Source organism: Lutimonas sp., from assembly GCF_051011215.1.
GTDB lineage: Bacteria > Bacteroidota > Bacteroidia > Flavobacteriales > Flavobacteriaceae > Lutimonas.
On sequence record NZ_JBPCUJ010000081.1, the window covers coordinates 1 to 21,255 of the forward strand.

At 39.4% G+C, this 21,255-nt stretch carries 20 protein-coding genes; 8 read left to right on the forward strand and 12 right to left on the reverse strand.

Annotated elements, in window-relative coordinates; all coding sequences use genetic code 11:
* The 6 genes from hypD to ACR2MV_RS07425 form a co-directional block, all read right to left on the reverse strand.
* Window positions 1-652: hydrogenase formation protein HypD (hypD, locus tag ACR2MV_RS07400; RefSeq protein ID WP_434021268.1), on the reverse strand; the 652-nt coding region annotated here is incomplete at its 3' end.
* Window positions 636-2,969, reverse strand: coding sequence for a carbamoyltransferase HypF (gene hypF, locus ACR2MV_RS07405; protein WP_434021269.1), 2,334 nt, complete (start codon window positions 2,967-2,969; stop codon window positions 636-638). The genes hypD and hypF, both read right to left, overlap by 17 nt.
* 27 nt (window positions 2,970-2,996) lie before the next feature.
* Entirely contained in the window at window positions 2,997-3,527 is a 531-nt protein-coding gene (locus ACR2MV_RS07410) for a hydrogenase maturation protease (RefSeq protein ID WP_434021270.1), read from the reverse strand.
* Window positions 3,528-3,639: 112 nt separating this feature from the next.
* Entirely contained in the window at window positions 3,640-4,359 is a 720-nt protein-coding gene (gene cybH, locus ACR2MV_RS07415) for a Ni/Fe-hydrogenase, b-type cytochrome subunit (protein ID WP_434021271.1), read from the reverse strand.
* Window positions 4,360-4,375: 16 nt separating this feature from the next.
* Window positions 4,376-6,109, reverse strand: coding sequence for a nickel-dependent hydrogenase large subunit (locus ACR2MV_RS07420; protein ID WP_434021272.1), 1,734 nt, complete (start codon window positions 6,107-6,109; stop codon window positions 4,376-4,378).
* 6 nt (window positions 6,110-6,115) lie between these two features.
* The gene (locus ACR2MV_RS07425; protein WP_434021273.1) at window positions 6,116-7,252 is read right to left on the reverse strand and encodes a hydrogenase small subunit; all 1,137 of its coding nucleotides are present in this window, start codon (window positions 7,250-7,252) and stop codon (window positions 6,116-6,118) included.
* A 148-nt stretch (window positions 7,253-7,400) separates the two neighbouring features.
* On the opposite strand from ACR2MV_RS07425, the gene ACR2MV_RS07430 reads away from it, so the two are divergent.
* The 7 genes from ACR2MV_RS07430 to ACR2MV_RS07460 all read left to right on the forward strand — a co-directional run bounded on the left by ACR2MV_RS07430 (window position 7,401) and on the right by ACR2MV_RS07460 (window position 14,082).
* Window positions 7,401-7,742, forward strand: coding sequence for a hydrogenase maturation nickel metallochaperone HypA (locus ACR2MV_RS07430; RefSeq protein ID WP_434021274.1), 342 nt, complete (start codon window positions 7,401-7,403; stop codon window positions 7,740-7,742).
* A 132-nt stretch (window positions 7,743-7,874) separates the two neighbouring features.
* Entirely contained in the window at window positions 7,875-9,698 is a 1,824-nt protein-coding gene (locus tag ACR2MV_RS07435; RefSeq protein WP_434021275.1) for an NAD(P)H-dependent oxidoreductase subunit E, read from the forward strand.
* A complete protein-coding gene (locus ACR2MV_RS07440; RefSeq protein ID WP_434021276.1) occupies window positions 9,691-10,959 on the forward strand; it encodes a 2Fe-2S iron-sulfur cluster-binding protein in 1,269 nt (422 codons plus the stop codon). The genes ACR2MV_RS07435 and ACR2MV_RS07440 overlap by 8 nt, the downstream gene beginning before the upstream one ends.
* Window positions 10,960-10,969: 10 nt before the next feature.
* Window positions 10,970-12,424, forward strand: coding sequence for a Ni/Fe hydrogenase subunit alpha (locus ACR2MV_RS07445; RefSeq protein ID WP_434021277.1), 1,455 nt, complete (start codon window positions 10,970-10,972; stop codon window positions 12,422-12,424).
* Window positions 12,405-12,890 (forward strand): hypothetical protein, encoded by a 486-nt coding sequence (locus ACR2MV_RS07450; protein WP_434021278.1) that lies wholly within the window; start codon window positions 12,405-12,407, stop codon window positions 12,888-12,890. Before ACR2MV_RS07445 ends, ACR2MV_RS07450 begins: the two co-directional genes overlap by 20 nt.
* A 69-nt stretch (window positions 12,891-12,959) precedes the next feature.
* On the forward strand, window positions 12,960-13,808 hold the full coding sequence (gene hypB, locus ACR2MV_RS07455) for a hydrogenase nickel incorporation protein HypB (protein ID WP_434021279.1): 849 nt from the start codon (window positions 12,960-12,962) through the stop codon (window positions 13,806-13,808).
* A gap of 10 nt (window positions 13,809-13,818) precedes the next feature.
* Window positions 13,819-14,082, forward strand: coding sequence for a HypC/HybG/HupF family hydrogenase formation chaperone (locus ACR2MV_RS07460; RefSeq protein ID WP_434021280.1), 264 nt, complete (start codon window positions 13,819-13,821; stop codon window positions 14,080-14,082).
* 47 nt (window positions 14,083-14,129) lie between these two features.
* On the opposite strand, the gene ACR2MV_RS07465 is transcribed toward ACR2MV_RS07460, so the two are convergent.
* The 5 genes from ACR2MV_RS07465 to ACR2MV_RS07485 are packed head-to-tail and all read right to left on the reverse strand — an operon-like array spanning window position 14,130 to window position 19,199.
* Window positions 14,130-15,212 (reverse strand): AI-2E family transporter, encoded by a 1,083-nt coding sequence (locus ACR2MV_RS07465; RefSeq protein ID WP_434021281.1) that lies wholly within the window; start codon window positions 15,210-15,212, stop codon window positions 14,130-14,132.
* A 17-nt stretch (window positions 15,213-15,229) separates the two neighbouring features.
* Complete coding sequence (locus tag ACR2MV_RS07470; RefSeq protein WP_434021282.1) at window positions 15,230-16,624, reverse strand: efflux transporter outer membrane subunit; 1,395 nt, start codon at window positions 16,622-16,624, stop codon at window positions 15,230-15,232.
* Window positions 16,621-17,664 carry a hypothetical protein gene (locus ACR2MV_RS07475; protein ID WP_434021283.1) on the reverse strand — a complete coding sequence of 348 codons (1,044 nt, stop codon included), beginning with the start codon at window positions 17,662-17,664 and terminating at the stop codon, window positions 16,621-16,623. The genes ACR2MV_RS07470 and ACR2MV_RS07475 overlap by 4 nt, the downstream gene beginning before the upstream one ends.
* Window positions 17,654-18,727 carry an HlyD family secretion protein gene (locus ACR2MV_RS07480; protein ID WP_434021284.1) on the reverse strand — a complete coding sequence of 358 codons (1,074 nt, stop codon included), beginning with the start codon at window positions 18,725-18,727 and terminating at the stop codon, window positions 17,654-17,656. The genes ACR2MV_RS07475 and ACR2MV_RS07480 overlap by 11 nt, the downstream gene beginning before the upstream one ends.
* Before the next feature lie 22 nt (window positions 18,728-18,749).
* Window positions 18,750-19,199: an ion channel gene (locus tag ACR2MV_RS07485; protein WP_434021285.1), complete on the reverse strand. Its 450-nt coding sequence runs from the start codon at window positions 19,197-19,199 to the stop codon at window positions 18,750-18,752.
* A 191-nt stretch (window positions 19,200-19,390) separates the two neighbouring features.
* On the opposite strand from ACR2MV_RS07485, the gene ACR2MV_RS07490 reads away from it, so the two are divergent.
* Window positions 19,391-20,383 carry an acyl-ACP desaturase gene (locus ACR2MV_RS07490; protein ID WP_434021286.1) on the forward strand — a complete coding sequence of 331 codons (993 nt, stop codon included), beginning with the start codon at window positions 19,391-19,393 and terminating at the stop codon, window positions 20,381-20,383.
* Window positions 20,384-20,392: 9 nt separating this feature from the next.
* On the opposite strand, the gene ACR2MV_RS07495 is transcribed toward ACR2MV_RS07490, so the two are convergent.
* Window positions 20,393-21,223, reverse strand: a complete 831-nt coding sequence (locus tag ACR2MV_RS07495; RefSeq protein ID WP_434021287.1) for a CvfB family protein — start codon at window positions 21,221-21,223, stop codon at window positions 20,393-20,395.
* Window positions 21,224-21,255 lie beyond the last annotated feature (32 nt).

The window sequence follows — 21,255 nt, forward strand, 5'->3', positions numbered from 1 at the left end:
CTGTGATGATGATTGGAATTTGATACTTTTCAGCCAGCGCATGGTATTCTTTGTATCCCATAATCGCACAAACATGACCAGCCCCTAAAAATGCATCGATACTGCAAAATTCATCATCCATTATAGCTTCCATAGCAGGAGGCACAAGTACATGAGACACAAGAATCGAATAATTCCGGAGTCCTTCCTTTTGAGCATGAAGGACCGATAAGGCGTTGGCTGGTGCAGTAGTTTCGAAGCCAACAGCAAAAAAAACAACTTCTTTATTCGGGTTGGCGCGGGCAATATTTACTGCTTCCAGCGGGGAGTATAAAATTCTTAAATCCCCTCCTGCCGCCTTGGCTTCCAACAAGCTTTGTTTGCTTCCCGGAACTCTGATCATATCACCAAAGGAACAGACAATAACACCTTGCTTTAAAAGTTCAATGGCCTTATCAATTAAATGCAAAGGGGTAACACAAACGGGACAACCCGGCCCATGTATCATTCTGATATCCTTCGGAAGTAATTCCAGAATACCATTTTTAACCAGTCCATGTGTCTGTCCACCACATATCTCCATGATATTCCATGGCCTGCTCACAGATTCTGACAAGTTGTTAAGCACTTGTCTTGTGGCCTCTATGTTCCTATATTCACTGAGGTATTTCATTTAATTTCTTTGATTTTGATGAAACATTACGACCATCAGATTTCATTGTTCCTTTATTTTCTCTGCAATGTGTATAATACATGAGTTGCCCATAGGAGATGTTCTCGTCATTCGGCGACAAATGTTTATTCATAAACAACTTATAATCATTTCCGCATAGCTCCTGTACCATATCAATTAATACCGTGTTTTGAAAAACGCCTCCACTTAGCGCAATATTCTTTACACTTAATAGGTCCGCCATATCGACCACACTTAAGGCAAGGGTATAAAAGAAATTCAGAATTATTACTTCCCTGTTGGCTCCGCTTTCAAAGTCCCTGCAAATCCCTTCCCAAAGAATTTTGGTTGACAAAATTTTATCCTTTCCTACTCTTGTGTATGCCTTGCGTTTTGTCAACTCTTTACCGACAATACTGTTCTCTAATAAAATAGCCGCTTCTCCTTCATAACTGTTTGCATCACACACCCCCAACAATGAAGCAAGGGCATCGAATATCCTGCCTACTGATGACGTTTTAAGCCTATTTATTTTTTTTAATGATTGATATACATGTTGTTCTTCTCTTGAAAACTTCTCTTTTAAAAAACCTGCCTGGTTATCCTCATTTAATGCGTATAATGATATTCTGGGCTCTTTTGCCATTTTATCTCCGGCCATCCAATGAAAGTATTCAAAATGACCTGACCTCACCATACTTCTGTCCTTATAGGTAAAAAACTCACCACCCCAAATGTGTCCATCATCACCAAAACCGGTACCATCCCAGACCACACCCAGCACACCGTCTTCCATATTAAATAAATCATGCTCTCCCAAAACAGCTGCGAAATGAGCTTTATGATGCTGAACTTTATAAATCGGTACATGTATCTTCTCAGCGAATTCTTTACCGAACTGGCTGCTGACATAACCCGGATGTTTGTCCACAATTATAACATCAGGTTCCACATCAAACAAAGATTGAAAATAGGATGTTGTTAATTTAAACCTCTCATAAACCTGATAGTGATCCAGATTTCCCAAATACTCACTCAAGTATAAATAGTCATTGGGTGCAAAAGCGATGGTACTTTTCAAATGGGCTCCCAGGGCCAGTATTTTTTGATCGAACCGCTTTGAATACTCCAGATAATTTGGCGCATAACCTCTGGACCTTCTAAAGACGATTCGTTGCTGATGCTTACTGAATTTAATCACAGAATCATCCTGAGGGTTCGAAATTGACAAATTATGATGGACAAAAAAATCAACGATCTCTCCAATTGCCTCAGTTGCTTCTTGTCTGTTTTTGATGATCGGACTGCCATGCATATTGCCACTAGTTGCGATTACAGGTGTTTCCAATTCATTTGACAATAATTCTAAAACACCAGAATAAGGCAACATAATGCCCAGTTGTTTTAATCCGGGTGCTATTTCTTCTAATACCATTTTCCCCTTATAACTTTCTCCAGAAACGATAACAATAGGCCTTTCTACAGCGCATAATTCATTTTTTTGACAGGACTCAAGGTCGAGCTCTTTTTCAAGCATATCGAGTGACGGGTATAAAATGGCAAAGGGCTTTTTAGGCCTTCGCTTTAAACGTCTTAACCGTTTAATCGCCTTCCTGTTGGTGGCATCACAACAGATCAAATATCCTCCTGTATTTTTAATACCTATGATGTTCCCTTTTTTGAGGAGTTCATTTACGTCTTTAAAAATAAAATCTTGCTGATCTGAAATAAGATGCCCCTTGCTATCACTTAGCGTCAATTGAATCCCACATTCCGGACAGCTATTGGTCTGTGAATGAAATCGCCGGTTCGAAGGGTCTCCATATTCTCCTTCACATTTTGAACACATCTTAAAACTGTTCAAGGTGGTATGATCTCTTTCAAAGGGAAAGGTATTGGTAATCGCCCATCTGGGGCCGCAGTTCACACAAGTAGTAAAGGCATATTGATATCTTCTGTTGTCAGGATTCATCAATTCCTGCCTGCATTCAGGACAAATGCCAAAATCAGGGGTCAGCGCCAAATTTAGTTTAGATCCGGAAGGGCTGGGAACAATCGTAAAAGATTCATAGGCAACATACATTTCATCCTGACAACGATGGCTCCTTATTCTAGCCAAAGGCGGAGGGTGTTCTATAAGGTCTTTATAAAAATGACAAATGGTATCTGCTTTACCAGATACCATTATAATTACGCCGTCTTTATTATTTGACACATATCCAGACAAGTCCATTCGATTAGCCAAATTGCTAACAAACGGACGGAATCCAACTCCTTGAACCCTTCCTGATATCGCTATTTTACAAGTAACTAACATCTGTCTTTATTGGTGTCTCACTTGGTATTAGTCTTCAGCCCTTATCTGTGAAGTCATCTCAAGAATGAGGGCTGAAACCTTTGGTATTGCCTCTGCCACTTTATCGGAGAGTTCTAGTGTCATTGGTTTCATTTCACGTATTGCAACTGTAATCAATTGAATTTCAGGACGCTTCTCCAAAAGATATACGGCTTCAATCATATCCTTTAAGCCCACATCATGCACGCTCAAGGCTGTTGGAAAATCTGAAGCAAATTTCGGATTGATGACTGAAATTGCCCCCTCTTCTTTCCCATCCATGGTGGCATCAACAAAAATAATGCGACCATAAGCTTCAATGCAGCTCAGTAGTAAGAAGCCTCCCGTTCCTCCATCGAGAATATCAATATTTGATGGCAACTCTAATCCATTCATATACTGAATCAATTGTACGCCTACTCCTTCATCACCCATCAGGTAGTTCCCGATTCCAAGAATCAAAATACTTTCAGATTTGTCTTTCTCAAAAAAATAAGCATCGCTGCTAATAGCGACAGGCGTGTTCTGTTCTTTTTTCATTTTCTAATCTTACACTATTTAGGCCTGCCATACCTTTTTTTATAAAACTTTACGGCAAGCCTAAAATTAAACTAACACTAATAAATCTGATGCGCAGGAAGAACTATTATTCTCAAATATGCTCACCATCTTTCAATCTTTCTTTCCTCACAAATTTATATCCACTGATCATCGCTGACGATTCTCCTCTTCCTTCCAACCAGTCATGATAGAATACCAGATAGACATGAATCAAGGTGAAAATTATAAATAACCAGGTGGCAATATGATGAATAAATCTGGTGGTCATTTCATCTCCTAAAACCACCGGCACCCATTCAAACAACTTTGGCAACCACCAGCCTGATGTAGGGGCATACAATCCAAAACCTGTGAATATTTGAACCAAGGCCAACAAGAAAAGGACGATATAAGACAGAGAAGCCACATAATTATGCCCTACACTAATATTTTTAAGCACTTCTGTTTCTTCATTCTGTAACAATACATCCACTTTCAACACATGCTTAATATTATCCCACTTCTGCTTATTTAGAGGTAAAAAAGCCCTCCAATTTGAGTAATAATTTCCGTTAAAAGCCCAGTAAACTCGCACTATGGCATTGAGTAAAAACACATAAGCAGTAATAAAATGAATGGTTCTTACTGTTCCAAACCAATAGGAATCAACTGCTTCAGCTGTTGACATCAGGGCGGGAGGATCTGCTATAATAAAGCCGGTGATTGCCAGAACTGTAATGCAAAGAGCATTCAACCAATGGAATATTCGTACGGGCAATTCCCAAACCAATACTCTTTTAAAATCATATGTTTTACTCGTTATTGTTTCCATTACTTTAGATCATAAATTAAACATCACAACTTCCAACATTCGTCACACGCGAAATGTGATTACCATGTTCATCATACAAATGCACTGCACACGCCAGACAAGGATCAAATGAATGCACCGTTCTAATTATTTCTAAAGGAAGTTCAGGATCTGCCACCGGGGTATCCAATAAGGCTGACTCATAGGCCGAACGCTGACCGGAAGGATCTCTTGGAGAAGCATTCCAGGTTGTTGGCACTACCTGCTGATAGTTCTCTGTCTTACCATCTTTAATTTTAATCCAATGGGCCAAAGCTCCTCTTGGAGCCTCTGTAAAACCAACCCCTTTCGCCTCTTTAGGCCATTTTGCGGGATCCCAGAGCTCTGTATTTGCCATCCTTGAATCGCCGTTTTTTATATTTAATAACAATTGATCGTAAAATTCCAGGGTCCAGTTCGCTACCAATTGTGACTCTATACCTCTTGCAGCGGTTCTTCCCAGTGTAGAAAACAATGCCTCAACCGGAACATCTAAATGACTCAGGGCACCATTCACCACATCTTGTATCTCTTTGTTGCCGCGTCCGTACCCGACCAATAGTCGAGACAATGGGCCCACTTCCATGGCTTTGCCTTTCCAGCGTGGTGTTTTTATAAAACTATATTTATTTTCTACATCAAGATGTTCATACGGTGGTTGCGGACCTGAATAATTGATATTGGTCTCACCTTCCCATGGATGTCTTCCAGTTTCAGCTCCTTCTTTGTAATTATCATACCATGAGTTATTGACAAATTCTTCAATATCACCATTGCGATGATCCACATCGTGCACCTTAGATAGGTCTCTGTCAAGAATAACTCCCTGAGGGAATTTAAAGTTTGTAGGATCGGCATAGCCATTCATTGGGAAGTCTCCATAAGACAGGTAATTCCCAACACCGGATCCGATGGCTCCCCAATCTTTGTAGAATGAAGCAATCGCAAGCAAATCAGGAATATAGACCTGATCGATGAAATCTTTTCCTTGTTTTAACAATTTACCCACATGCGCCAGTCTTTCCGCATTTAAACCTCCGGTGCTATTTTCATTGATGGCGCAGGCCATTCCTCCTACCAGATAATTTGGGTGAGGGTTCTTACCGCCAAGTATGGTATGAACTTTCACAATTTCCTTTTGCCATTCCAAGGCCTCCAGATAATGGGCTACTCCAAGCAAGTTCACGGCTGCCGGTAATTTCATCTGAGCATGTCCCCAATAGCCATTTGCAAAAATGCCTAATTGACCACTATCCACAAATTTTTGAATTCTTTTTTGCACATCACTAAAGTAACCGGGAGAACTTTTTGGCCAGTTTGAAATACTCTGAGCAATTTTAGACGTCTCTGCCGGATCGGCGCTGAGGGCATTTACTACATCCACCCAGTCAAGGGCATGAAGGTGGTAAAAATGTACGGCATGATCATGCATATACAAAGCACCTTCCATGATATTTCTAACCATTTCAGCATTGGGCGGAATGGCTATGCCCAGGGCATCTTCAACCGCACGAACTGAACTAATGGCATGCACCGTGGTGCATACACCACAGGTTCTTTGAACAAAGGCCCAGACATCTCTTGGGTCCCTTCCTTTAACGATGTTTTCAAGACCTCGAACCATCGTACTGGAGCTAAAAGCATCTACTATTTTTCCATCTTTGATCTCGGCTTCAATTCTTAAATGCCCTTCGATTCTGGTGATTGGATCTACAACTATTCTATTTGCCATCTTGGTCTATTTTTCTTCGTTTTTATCTAAATTTTCTTCGTTGATCTTGCCCCTGCTATAACGCCCTTTCAACTCCTTATACTTTGACACATTTGCAACAATTGAATGCGCAGTTAAACCGGCAGCGACAACCCCTGTAGCAATTTTCCCTACTTTATCGGCAGAACTTTCTATGCCGAAACCGGGAACATTGGTCATACGTTTATAAAAAGGTCCGTTATCCCAGAAATTCGCCTCACTACACCCGATGCACCCATGTCCGGATTCAATAGGGAAACTAATCCCGTTATTCCATTTCATACTCGCACATGCATTATAGGTAGAAGGTCCTCTACAACCCAACTTATATAGACAATACCCTTCTTTGGCATTGACGTCATCAAAAGATTCTGCAAAAAGTCCTGCATCGAAATATGGCCTTCTGTAACAGGTGTCATGTACTCTTTTACCATAAAAAGCTTTTGGTCTTCCCGATCGATCAAGTTCAGGCAATCTTTCAAAAGTCACATAATGAACAATCAAGGCTGCCATGGCCTCTCCAATTGGCGGACAACCCGGCATCTGAATGATAGGTTTGTTTTTAATAATCTTATGTATTGGAGTGGCACCCGTTGGATTGGGCTTTGCACCCTGAACACAACCATTGGTAGCACAGCTTCCCCAGGCAATGATCGCTTTTGCTCCTTCAGCGGCCTCTTTTAAATGGTCAAGGGCAGTTTTCCCGGCAATGGTGCAATAGACTCCATTAGCACCCATTGGAACAGACCCTTCCACACATAAAATATACTCTCCGTGATATTTTTCCATAGTGTCATGCTTGGCAGCTTCAGCCTGATGTCCGGATGCAGCCATCAGAGTTTCAGAATAATCCAAAGAAACAGTGTCAAGAATAATATCTGCCACCATAGGGTGATCAGATCGAATAAATGATTCACTGCAACAGGTGCATTCTTGATAGTGTTCCCAGATAATAGGAAGCCTGTGTTTGGTTTGCAATGAGTTCGCAACCTGACCAATCATGGAGTTTTCCAATCCCATATAGGCCGAAATGAAAGCGGCAAATTTCATAAAATCTCTTCGATTATAACCCTTTCTAATTGCACTCTCATAGTAGGTCTCTCTATGCCCGTCTTTTGAAGCCATATCAGTAATTTTAAATGTAATGTGTTGGTAAAAAGAAAAAAATGATGTTAAATTTAAAATATTTAAACGGCTGATTACATGACTATTATCATGTTTTTTGAATTAATTTCTTCTACCTTTATATGTTAATTTTATCAATTATTAGATTATGCATGAATTGTCAATTGTGATGGGTATTCTAAAAATTGCTGAAACGGAAACTAAAAAAGCCGGCGCAAAAAGCGTCGACCTTATTGAGCTGGAAATTGGCAATTTAGCTGGTATTGAACTAGACGCGTTGGATTTTGTTTGGAGTGGAGTGGTCAAGGACACCGTATTAGAAAATGCTACAAAGAAAATTGACCATATTCAGGGCAAAGCGCAATGCATGGAATGCGATTGTATTTTCCCACTGGATCATGTTTACGACCCCTGTCCTGACTGCCAAAATTACCTCAAGGGAATTCTCCAAGGCAAAGAGCTTAGAATTAAAGCGCTGGAAGTTATCTGATTCCTATTTAAAATCTCTTTACCATGTATTTCTTTTCGTAAAACCCCATGATATTTTTATCAAAAACAATGACTTTTGTCATAGATTTTGATTCCTTTTTTCCCTATTTTTTCCTATTACTTTCTACAGATTATGGCAGCTCAAAAAAACCCTCCGCCAAAATCCTCTTTGATGAATATTCTGTGGGATATTCAAAAAAAAAGACGGTACATCGCTCCAGATGATATGACCAAAATTGCCCATGAATTTACTATTTCCAAAACTGAATTGGAAGGCATTATTTCGTTTTATCATTTTTATCACCGCACACATGCCGGTAAATATACTATCTATCTTAACAATGGAATCATTTCTAAACAAGGGCAGTACCATGCCGTTAAAAGAGCCTTTGAAAAGGAATTGGGTATTTCATTTGGTGAAACCACCAATGACAAGCTATTCGGATTATTCGAAACTTCCTGCATAGGCCTGAGTGATCAGGAAACCTCGGCTTTAATAAATTTCCATGCCTTTACAAACCTGACACCTTTAAAAGTAAAAAACATAATCGCTCAGCTAAAAAAAGGTATACATCCTGAAAGCCTGACTAGAATACCAAAAAATAACATTCAGTACACTCCGCCAAAAGACAAAACCATTTTTTTTAAAGCATATAATCCAGGATCCGCTTTAAAAAAATTAAAAAACAGAAGTCCTGACCAGCTGATTGACCTAATTAAAAAGTCGAAATTATCGGGAAGAGGAGGTGCTTTTTTCCCAACGGGCATGAAATGGGAATTCTGTTCTAAACATGCCTCAGATCAGAAATACATCATTTGCAACGCTGATGAAGGGGAGCCTGGAACTTTTAAAGACAGGGTCCTGATGAACAAACATCCGGGATTAATGATCGAAGGAATGGCCTTAGCCGCCTACGCAGTAGGTGCCTCTTTCGGCTATATCTATCTACGTGCTGAATATTTCTACCTAAAGGATAAAATAGAGAGTGAAATTCAGAAATTCAAAGATCATGGATTCCTCGGTAAAGATATTGCAGGCATCAATGGTTTTGATTTTGATTTGATCGTGCATATGGGGGCAGGAGCCTATGTTTGTGGGGAAGAAACTGCATTGATCAGTTCTATCGAAGGAAACCGTGGCGAACCTTCTACCAAAGAATATTTCCCTGTTGAGAAAGGCCTGTTCGGCAAACCCACCATCATTAATAATGTTGAAACCCTATGTGCCATCCCAAGAATTTTAAATATGCCGCTCGATCAGTACTTAAAAATTGGGACTGAAGCGACCAAGGGAACCAAATTATTAAGCGTTTCGGGAGATTGCAATAAACCCGGTATTTATGAGATTGAATGGGGAATGAAACTCAATGAATTTCTAAAGCTTATACAAGCTGAAAACCCTTATATGATCCTATTTAATGGGTATGCTGGAGAATGTCTGTCAGAAGCCGATTTTGACAGAGAGATTTCCGGAGAAAACCTATTGGCTGAGCACGTTCAGTTTAAATGGGAGGACCCTATTGAATATTCGCGAAAAATGAGCGCTATAGGTCTTAGAAGTGGTGGATCATTTATGGTATTCAATAAAGAAAGGGACCTGATGCCCATATTCAAGAACATCACTGATTTTTTCGTTTCGGAATCCTGTGGCATCTGTGCCCCATGCCGAACGGGTAATTTTCTACTCACCAAAAAACTCAAAAAAATAATGCTCTGTCACGCCGAAAAATCTGATCTGGAAGATCTGGAGAAATGGAGCAGTATTATTAAGCAATCGAGTCGCTGTGGTTTAGGAAAAACCTCCACGAATTGTCTACTTACCGGCATCCTTAAATTTCCTCAGGAATTTAATAAATGTCTCTTAGCCAAAAGTGACTTTAACTCATCATTTGATCCGGATAAAGTAACACAAGAGTATAATACGATTATTAACGAAATTGAACAAATCCATGGATAACAAGGTTAAGATCCATATCGATGGTAAAGAATACCAGGTATTGGAAAATAAAAAACTTGTCGATGCTGCTAAAGAAAACGGAATCTATATTCCAACCCTTTGTCATTTTAGAGAAATTGAACCTTCTCTTGGCACTTGCAGGATCTGCACGGTAATGGTCAACGGAAAATTTACAACAAGTTGTACCACAAAAGTAAAAGAAGGCATGGAGGTCGTGATCAATACTCCTGAACTGATTGATACTCGTAAAGCTATTATTGAAATGCTATTCGCTGAAGGCAACCATTTTTGCCCATCCTGTGAGAAAAGCGGTAATTGTGACTTGCAAAATCTGGCCTATGATATGGGCTTGACATTTTCGCGTTTCCCGCATGTATTCAGCAATAAATATGTTGATTTCAATCCGAAGAGAATGATAATGGAGACCAACCGATGCATCCTTTGTCGTCGTTGCGTTGAAGAAATTCAGACCACGGATGGCATGGATATTTTTTCATTTGTGAACCGAGGTGTAAAAACAAGGGTTCACATTGATTATGAGCAGGAAGAAAAACTTAGCGAAGCAGAGGCCCTGCATGCTATGAATATTTGCCCGGTTGGCGCCATCCTTGTAAAAGGAATGATCTATAAGCAGCCTTTTGGAGAAAGGAAATATGATATTCTTGGGAAGACTAAACAAACCAATTCACCGGATATCTGTGCTCTAAAATATGAAGATGAAAAATTTATAGTAGCTACCACCTCTCTGGCAGGTTGTTTCGGCTGTCATATGTCACTTCTCGACATTGATACAGAACTTATAGATCTACTGGAGATCGTTGAATTTAACAAATCTCCGCTCACCGATATAAAAAAATTCAGCAAACGTTGCCATGTTGGTTTGATTGAAGGGGGCGTTTCAAATTCGGAAAATATTGAGGTCCTCAAGGAATTTAGAAAGAAATGTGACATCCTGATCGCCTTTGGCGAATGTGCCATCATGGGCGGAATCCCGGCAATGAGAAATTTTTTCTCTTTAAAAGACTGTTTGGAAGAAGCCTATATTCATGGAATTACCAGCGAAATTGGAGCCAATACGATTCCGAATCATGAAGACATTCCAAAAATTTTAAATAATGTCTATCCCTGTAATGAAGTTGTAAAAATCGATTATTTCATTCCCGGATGTCCTCCCAATGCAAATCATATCTGGAAAGTTGTAAAAAGTATCGTTTTGGGTAAAGAATACCCTGTGATGCACGAAGAATTTAAATACGATTAAATCAGCAAAAATGAGTCAAAAAATAGTCATAGATCCTGTTACGCGAGTAGAAGGACACGGAAAGGTTACTATTCACCTTGATGAAAACAATAACGTAAAAGATTCCTTTTTTCATATCGTTGAATTTAGAGGGTTCGAAAAGTTTATCCAGGGACACCCTTATTGGGAAGCCCCTGTAATGGTGCAAAGACTTTGTGGTATTTGCCCGGTGAGTCATCATCTGGCAGCGGCAAAGGCCATCGATCAGATTGTGGGACTTGAGCCGAAAGATTTATCCGTTGCAGCTCAAAAAATTAGAAAACTTCTCCATTACGGTCAGATTTTTCAGTCTCATGCCCTGCATTTTTTTTATCTGGCATCACCTGATCTTTTATTTGCACCTGACACAAGTCCCAGCAGACGTAATGTGGTTGGGGTGGCAATGGAATACCCGGAGCTGGCAAAAAAAGGCATCCTGATGCGAAAATTCGGGCAGGAAATCATCAAAATGATCGCCGGAAAAAGAATTCATGGAATTTCAGCAACCCCAGGAGGTGTACATAAAAAAATAAGTGCTCAGGAACGAGATTATTTTCTAAATGGAAAAGAAATACCTTCTATTGATGCCATGATTGAATGGTCAAAAGAAATAATTGAGTTCATTAAAATTTATCATTCCAAAAATCAAGAATGGTTCAATCAGTTTGCATCTTTTCCATCCGGTCATTTAGGGTTGGTTGATAAAAAAACCGGAGATCTTGAATTATATGACGGACATTTAAGGGCGATTGATTCATCAGGCACCATCACCTTGAATGATATTGAATCGGATGCCTATCAAGATTATTTTTATGAAGGTGTTGAAAAATGGTCCTATCTTAAGTTTCCGTATTTAAAGCATCTTGGGCGCGATAAAGGATGGAACAGGGTGGGTCCGCTGGCAAGAATGAATGTTTGTGAGGGAATTTCAACTCCCCTGGCCGCATTTGAAAGATTGGCCTTTTTGAATGCTACCTTGGGAAAAACCAACAATGCATCCATGTATTCACATTGGGCGAGACTCATTGAGCTTCTTCATTGTGCAGAACTGATGAAAGACCTTCTTGAAGATGACGCTATATTAAGCAATGACCTTGTAAGAAGAGGAACCCGCAGAAATGAAGGAATCGGTATTATTGAAGCACCAAGAGGAACTTTGATTCATCACTATCAGGTCGATGAAAAAGACCGAATTACACGCTGCAACCTGATTGTTTCCACAACACATAATAACGAAGCCATGAATCAGGCGGTAGGATGGGTTGCCAATGAAGTTATCAGTGGAAAACAAAAGGTGAGTGAAGCTATGTTGAATCAAGTTGAAGTTGCTATCAGAGCTTATGACCCTTGTCTAAGCTGTGCCACTCATGCCATGGGACAGATGCCATTGGAGATCTCTTTATTCGATCATCTTGGAAATTTAACTGATGTCAAAAGAAAAAACTAAAAATATATTAATTATCGGAATTGGCAATTCGGGTCGAAGCGATGACGGTTTGGGATGGTTCATGCTGGACTATATTGAAAAAATCTTTCCTGAATTAGACTTGCTATATAGGTATCAGTTACAGATAGAAGATGCTGAAATTATTTCCTTTTATTCAACGATAATTTTTGTGGATGCAACCAAAGAAAAAACTGAAAATGGATTCTTTTTCAAGCCTTGTTATCCAAATATGGGAATCGGACTCACTTCACATATGCTGGAACCTGAAACCGTCCTTTGGCTGGAAAACGAATTGTACCAGACACAACCAAACACGTTTGTCTTAGGGATTGAAGGTGAAAAATGGAACTTATCTACTGAACCGAGCCAAACCGGCCTGAGCAATTTAGACAGGGCCCGTCATTTTTTTAAAAACCAATTTGATATGATTTTAGCAACTGACACCCAGGTTGAAATGGAAAAGTAAACATGATGAAAATCATATGCTTAAACATTTGAAACCGTTATATTTGGATAAATTCAAAACTTAATTTCTATGTGCGGAACCTGCGGTTGTGGCAGCCCAGAGGGGCATGTGTCCATTCAAAAACCTGGATCTGTTCTTCATGAACATCACCATCATTCCCATGATGACCATCATCATCATGAGCACTCACACGCGCATTCACATGATCATGGCCATCAGCATGAACATCAACAGGAGCACCTAAAAAAAACTGTTATCGAAGTTGAGCAGGATATTCTGCAGCAGAATGACCTTATGGCTTCAAGAAACAGGGGGTACTTTGAAGCCAAAGATTTATTCGTGTTAAACCTGGTAAGTTCGCCTGGTTCAGGAAAAACAAGTATTCTTGAAAAATCGTTGACAGACCTCAAAGACCAACTTGATTTTGCCGTGATAGAAGGTGATCAGCAAACCTTGCAGGATGCGAATCGAATTGACGCACTTGATGTACCGGTGATTCAAATAAATACAGGCAAGGGATGCCATCTGGAAAGCGATATGGTGCACAATGCCGTTAAGCAATTGGCTCCTTTGGAAGGTTCGATTTTAATGATAGAAAACGTTGGAAATCTGGTTTGTCCTTCCATGTTCGATTTGGGAGAAAATAAAAGAGTCGTTATCATCAGCACCACAGAAGGTGAAGACAAGCCTTTAAAATATCCCGACATGTTTTTAAGTTCTGATGTTTGCATTATCAATAAAACAGACCTGCTGCCCTATCTTGATTTTGACATCAACAAATTAAAAACCTACGCTTTGCAGGTCAATCCTTCACTGGAATTTTTTGAAGTATCAGCGACGAAAGGAGAAGGTATGGAGCTCTGGTACCAATGGCTCAAAAATGAACAAGCTGCCATCAAAGAAAAAACCCAACTATAAGAAAGAAAAGATGTGCTTATCTATACCAGGACAACTAATTGAGATAACGGCCGAACTTGATGAAATATTCAGAGTCGGCAGAGTTTCTTTTGATGGAATCATCAAAGAAGTCAGTCTTACCATGGTGCCGGAAGCCACTGTAGGTCAATACGTGATGGTGCATGTGGGGGCCGCAATAAGTATTGTTGATGAAACTGAAGCCAAAAAAACATTCGAATTATTGAAACAACTGGACGAATTACACGACCTGGAAGAACCTGATAATATCGCATAAAAAAAGCTCCTCAAAAGGGAGCTTTTATTTTTATAGATGTATCTAATTCATTCTTCAACAACTTTTTCTTCCTTTACTTTTTCAGCTCCTTGTCCCACCCAGGTCGTATACAATTGAAATCCTAAGGCCAAGACAACCGGACCGATAAACAAGCCTAAAATTCCTTGCAACATCATTCCTCCTAAGGCACCGATCAATATAACTAGCATTGGAGTTTGTAGTCCTTTCCCAAGAAGTATCGGCTTTAAAAAACTATCCGACATTGAAACGATGACCGCGTATATTGAAAATATAATAGCAGGCGTTGATTCGGCATAAGAAAATACAATGGCAATCGCGGGAATCATCGCAATTAATGGAGGAAGTTGAATAATCGCAAAAATCAATACCAGCAAGGCAAAAAGACTTGCCGCCGGTAAGCCAATAACCAGAAAGCCCAGGTATGCCAGAACCGCCTGAATAATAGCCACTAATAAAATCCCTTTTACAACACTTCTGATGGTACTCACACACATGTCCATAAATTCTTTTCCTTTACCCGCAACAAGCCTGTTGGCAAAATCAACACCGGATTGATAGCCGGCATCAGCAGATGACATAAATGCTCCTGCAATTATCAACGCAAAAAGGCCTAAAAAAACTGACCCCATTAATCCTGCAAAACTACTGAAAAACCAGCCTAACGAGTTTTGAATCTCATCTTTGTATTTCACAATAAAATTTTCCAGATCAGTGGATGCATTCGACCAGGCTGCATGTAACTTTTCACCAACAAGCGGCCATTCTTTGATTCCATCTGCAGGCGGTGGTACCTTTAAAGACCCTTCATCAAAACTTTGATAAACCTCCTGGCCGGAATCAATTACAGATCCTGTCAAACTGATTGTGGGCACAATAATTAATGCCACAAGTACCAGTATAAAAAGAGATGTAACGATCCCCTTCTTTTTTCCTTTCGTCAGCTTCAGCAACTTTTGATAAAATGGATAAAGGGCAACTGCTACGATAATCGCCCAGACCATAAGGGTCACAAAAGGTCGTATGATAAAAAAACTCCATACCAGTAAAAGTGACAAGAGTACAATTTTGATGAAAACATCAATGGGGGCTTTCGTTTCTGTATTTTTCATTATGTCAAGGTTTTATATTAATTCAATTCTTTTACATCCTCTATATCAACATACCAGCCTCCTCCCAGAGCCTGATATAAATTTATAATCGAGGTTATTTCATTCTTAAAAGCTTCAGAAGCCTTTAATTCTGCGTTAAATTGAGACGTCTGAAGGTTAAGGACTTCTAAATAGCTTGTCAATCCTCCGTCATAGCGTACCCATGAAAGTTGCGAGGCCTTGGTGGACATCTCCATCTGTTGATTTCTAAGGTCGTACTCTCTTCTGTAAGTTTCAACTGCAATCATCGCATCTTCTACCTCCTGTAATGCGAATAAATAAGAATTCTCATAATCAAGCAATAGTTGTTTTGTTCTTTGCTCTTCGATTTCTACATTTCTTTGCAATCTACCAGCATTAAAGATAGGACCTAAAAGCTGGGCTCCCAAATCTGCGAACAAAAATGATGGATTTACCAGTTGCGCTCCCATATCTAAACTTAAGGTCAAGGAAGGGTACTTCAGTGCCTCAGCAACGCCAATCCTTAAAGTCTGGGCATGCAACCTTCTTTCAGCCTGTCTGATATCGGGCCTTCTGTCTATCAATTCAGAGGGCAGACCAACAGGGATTTCTGGTATGGTAATCTGCTCATACAAAGGCAAACCACGAGGTATACTTGTTGGGGCAGTCCCCATTAAAACACTAATGGCATTTTCGATTTGCCCCCTTGATCGACCAAAAATCTCAAGTGCTGTTAAGGCTTCGCTTAATTGAATTTTCGATTGAGAAAGATCAACTTCACTGATAAAACCTGCATTAAACCTGGCCTGCATCACATCAAGATTCTCCTGAAAATTAACAGCCGTCTTTTCAGCAATGAGAATTCTATTATCAATATCCCTCAAAGAGACATAGGCACTTGCCATAGAGGCTATTATACTTATATTAAGAGATTTATATGCCTCTTCCGTCGCGAAATAATTCTGTAAGGCAATCTTATTCATGGTTTTTATCTTTTGCCAGAGATCAACTGTATACGACACATTAATTCCTCCACCTGCTTGATTTGACAAGCCCGAAACTTCTGAATTGGCAAGACTTGAACCGTAGGCATTATATCCAATCGCCGGATAATAATCGGCCTTGGCTATTTCTATCTGCAATCGAGATTCTTCAATTCGTGAAATCGCCACCTGTATACTTTTATTGTTCACCAGTGCCGTATGGATCAGATCGACAAGAATTGTATCATTAAACAATTGCCACCAGGGTAAATTGGAAATACTACTGTCTTTTGGAAATTCCTGCCTGTATGTTTCCGGACCAGGCATCATTTGCCTTTCATAATCTTCCCCAACTTTGCAACTTCCAAGGTTTAAAGCCAGAAAGCTTACCAAGAAAAGTAACAAACCATATGTTATTATCTTCTTCATGATACTTTTGCCATTTTCTCATTTAAAATCCGGTTTAAAATTCCAAAAGCAATAACCACATATATTACGGCCGCTGATATCTGAACAACTCGGGTCCAAACTTTACTGCCTGCTTCTGCATCGGAGGCAGTTACTGAGCCAAGAATCAATAGAAAAGTTGAGAATCCACTTCCCGCGATCGATGCATATTTACTGTCTGAAAAAAGGTGACTTCCAAAGAACAACCCGATACATAATGAAACCAAAATCATAAAAACAAAATTGGGAACGACAATCAGCAACTGATATGCCAATACACCAAATAGACCACCCAAAATATTGGCAACGATCATTACCAGTCCTACTTTTGGTTTTGCTAATGCCGGACTCACCGATAAAATAGCGATAAAAATTATCACAAGAGAACTCGAGGACAATTTGAACATATAGAATACAATAAAAACAGGTAATAAAATCAGGATGATATTAACTGCATATTTATACCGCTCACGTTCGGACTGTTTTGCTGCTTTTTGCTTTTTCTTTTCAAATGGCACATCTGCTTCTGATAAAGGAAATATCAAAAAAACCAATTGAGAAAGCACAATGGCCATGAAGGCATTAAAAACTAATTTTGAAGCCACATAACTACCAATGGCCCCACCATCAATCGAAACAAAAGGAATAAGCACCAAACTTACCAAGGCGAATAATTTTAACATCATTGGCATCCTGTCTGTATAGTAAAGCCAAAGCAAGGTTAATAAAAGTAAGGGCATAAAAACCATGGCATATTCCAAAAACATCTCCGTGAAGATCACGGTCAACCCTGTCATTAGCGTTAAAAAAACCAAGAAACCTGCACCTTCCTTAAAACTCAAAGGTTTCGCACCTGGGGCCATATAACCTAAGGCTAAAACAGAAGTCAAATAGGCCAGGTCATAATTCAATAGTGAGGTTACCCCAAGAATAAAACAGGAGCCAAGAACATACCTCAACATGGGTATCATTGGCTTCCAATTAATGGAAAAAAGGGCTCTAATTCTCAATTTACCTAACATAGGATAATTTAGATATTAACCATAACCTAAAACCTGCAATAGCATTTAACAGGGAGTTATCCCCTGTATAAACGACCACATCCACCTGTCCTCCCAAACGATATAGATCTTTTACCTCTGCATCATCAGAACTGATGATAACCGGAAATCTTTGAGGGTCCTGAAGCCATCCTTTTTTTTCTGAAATGGAAGGCAAGCCACCTTTATTGGTTTGATCTGTCGCCACACCAAATCCGAGACTTCTTACTTTACCCTTAAAAATTTTTCCCGGAGCAATATCCAAAACAAACTCGACTTCATTGTCAATTTTCATTTTCGATAAATTATTCTCTTTTAAATTTGCCTGAATCCAAACATCGGAACTAGAAATTAAGGTTGTTATAGGTTGACCAGCTGAAGCATAGTAACCCAGATCTACTTCAAAACTCTCTATAACACCATCTGTAGGAGCTACTATTGTTGAGAACTCCAAATCCAACTGAGCATGTTCTAAATTCTGTATTGCTCTCCTGATTTTCGGATTATCAGGTCCTGACACTCCCAAAGATTGTTTGGCTCTTTCCAGACTGGCTTCAGCCGAAGCGACCTGTTCCGTTGCCTGTAGCAAAGCTGTTTCCGCCTGATCCTTATCTGACTCCGAAAGAGCTCCTTCATTTTCTTTCATTACTCGCTGCACTCTATCCCAATTTCTTTGAGCTCTGTCGAGCTGGGCCTTGGCCACACCTAATTTACCAGCTGAAGATTTTACAGAAGCTGTACTTGCAGCAACCGATTGTGTGGTATTATCTATTCCGGCCTCTGCAATTTCAACTGCAATTTCAAAAGGTCTTCTGTCTAACTGAAATAAGACATCACCCGCCTTGACCCGTGAATGTAATTGAACATGTACTTCAGTAACAAACCCAGACACCCTGGGGCTTACAGGAGTTATTAAACCACGAATTCTCGCTTGATCTGTATATGGTGTATGCCGATCGGCGCTCACATACCACACAAAAAATAAAGCAGTAATTATTAAGACAATAAAACTTACTTTTTTTATAGATTTCGTTTGTTTTTCCATAGCATCGCAAATAGTTATCCAATCACTTCCCTTTCATTTCTTTTTTTCCCTCTTTCATTAATTCCTGAAATATCGCAAACATAAATGCGGTAGACCAGCCTATCAGTGTTATTCCATTGATCGCTTCCAGGCCCGCCAGTATTCTGTTGGCTGAAGATATGGTTATTTCACCATAGCCCAAAGTTGTGAAGGTTACCAAGGAAAAATACATCGATTTCTCAAAGGTTTCAAACTCTGTTACGCCAGGAAGTAACATGTAAACAAGTGCCCAGATAGCTGCTTGAAATAAATGAATGAAAATTAAAAATATGGATGTTGTGATTAACAGTTTTAATCCGTTTTTTCTGAGATAAGTCTTGGGTTGTAAATCTCTTTTATGATCAAACCTACGTACCCAATAAATGGTTCCATAGCCTTGAATTACAACAGTTATTCCAATTACAACAAGGCCAACTAAAATGGTCAGAAACATATATGAGAAGTTCAGGTTTGGTCGTCTAAAATAGGATTTTTCAATATGATTTCCAACTTAGCTATTGAGAATTGAATGAGAATTTTTCATTTTATGCGATGAGTATCAAATATTTATGCAGATTTCACAATTAATAGGCGATTTTGATAAAAACTAATTACCTTCGCATCTCATATTAAACCCAATTTAGGATGTCTATTAATAATATACGTAAGGAAGTAATGAAAACACTGGAAAAAAATGTTGATGGCTTTCTGACCGATTATTTGATTCCACCGGAAAAAATCTGGCAGCCTTCAGATTTTCTTCCAAATCCTCAGTCTGCTAATTTTATGCATGAGGTTGAAGAAATTAGGGAACTCTCTAAAGATCTTGACAATGATTTCTGGATTTCTCTGGTTGGGGATATGATAACTGAAGAAGCATTACCTACCTATGAATCCTGGTTGATGGACCTTGATGGCATATCACAGCATGAAGAAGAGGGAGATAATGGCTGGGCAAAATGGATCAGAATGTGGACTGCTGAAGAAAACCGACACGGTGATGTTCTCAACAAATACATTTATCTTTCCGGAAGAGTCAATATGAGAGAAGTTGAGGTAACTACCCAGCATTTGATAGCAGACGGATTTGATATTGGCACCTCCAGAGATCCTTATAAGAATTTTGTTTATACCAGTTTTCAGGAATTAGCTACCTATGTCTCGCATAATAACGTAGCCAAAATAGCCAGAAAAGCAGGTATGAAAAATCTGGGTAAGATGTGTAAGATAATTGCTGGTGATGAAATGAGGCACCACAAGGCTTATACTGAATTTGTTCGTCAAATATTCAAGGTAGATCCAAGCGAAATGATGCTGGCCTACTTTGATATGATGAAATTAAAAATCACAATGCCAGCGATGCATTTGAGAGAATCTTTTGAAGCCAAAGGTAGTTTGTTTGACAGGTTTTCAGAAGTTGCTCAAAGAGCCGGAGTTTACACAAGTTTTGACTATGTAGACATTATGAGGAAGCTGAATAAGGCTTGGGAAATTGATAAAATTTCAGGATTGACTGCTGAAGCTGAAAAGGCCAGAGCTTATTTGATGAAATTACCAGAACGTATGGAGCGCATTGCCGAAAGAATCGTTGTTCCAGACACAAAACATCAATTCAAGTGGATGAACCCTTTGGTGTAAATCACTCGTTTATTTTTTGACAATATAAAGCCCGTCCTGACGAATTTCTATCAATTTACTTTTATAGAGATGACCTGCTGCACGCTTAAAGGCCTTTTTGCTTAATCCTAAAATTCTCTTGATTTCTTCGGGATTGCTTTTATCCGTCAAGGCTAAAAACCCGGCACCTTCTGTGATGGCTTTTAGCAAGAGGTCGGTATTTGAATCAACACTTTTTTTATAACCCAATGGTTCAAGCATTACATCAATCTTTCCATCATCTCTCACTTTCTTCACATAACCAGTTAGCTCCTCACCAACATGGACCTCTTTGTGAATGTCAGACCTGAAAATTAATCCCTGGTACATATTATTTATCACAGCATTAATTCCAAGGTCACTTTCACGATACAACTGCAAACGAACCTCATCTCCTCTGGCCACATCTATTTCATCTAAAAAAACAAAATCCTCAACGCGCTGAGAACCTCTTATCACACCTGTATCCTCATCTTCAAATACAAAAATCAAATAGGTTTTATCCTCCTGTAAGTCCTCCATTTGCTCCTCCTTAGGTACAAACAAATCTTTATCCAAACCCCAATCTACATAGGCACCTGCTTCGGTTAAGTATTTCACAGTTAAAAATGCAAATTCATCTACCTGTACTGAAGGCAATTTTCCCGTGATCATTCTTGCTCGATCCTTATAAATAAAAACCTCTACCTCTGCTCCTTCTTCTGCTTTAGTTTGGAGTTCTTCTAAAGGAAGAAATATTTCCTGTCCTTTCTCATTCTGTAACTGATAGCCTTTGTCGTCAATTGAAACGACCTTTAACGTATTGATTTTTCCGTTTTTCATATGCTGCAAAGGTATCTCTTTTTTCTATACCC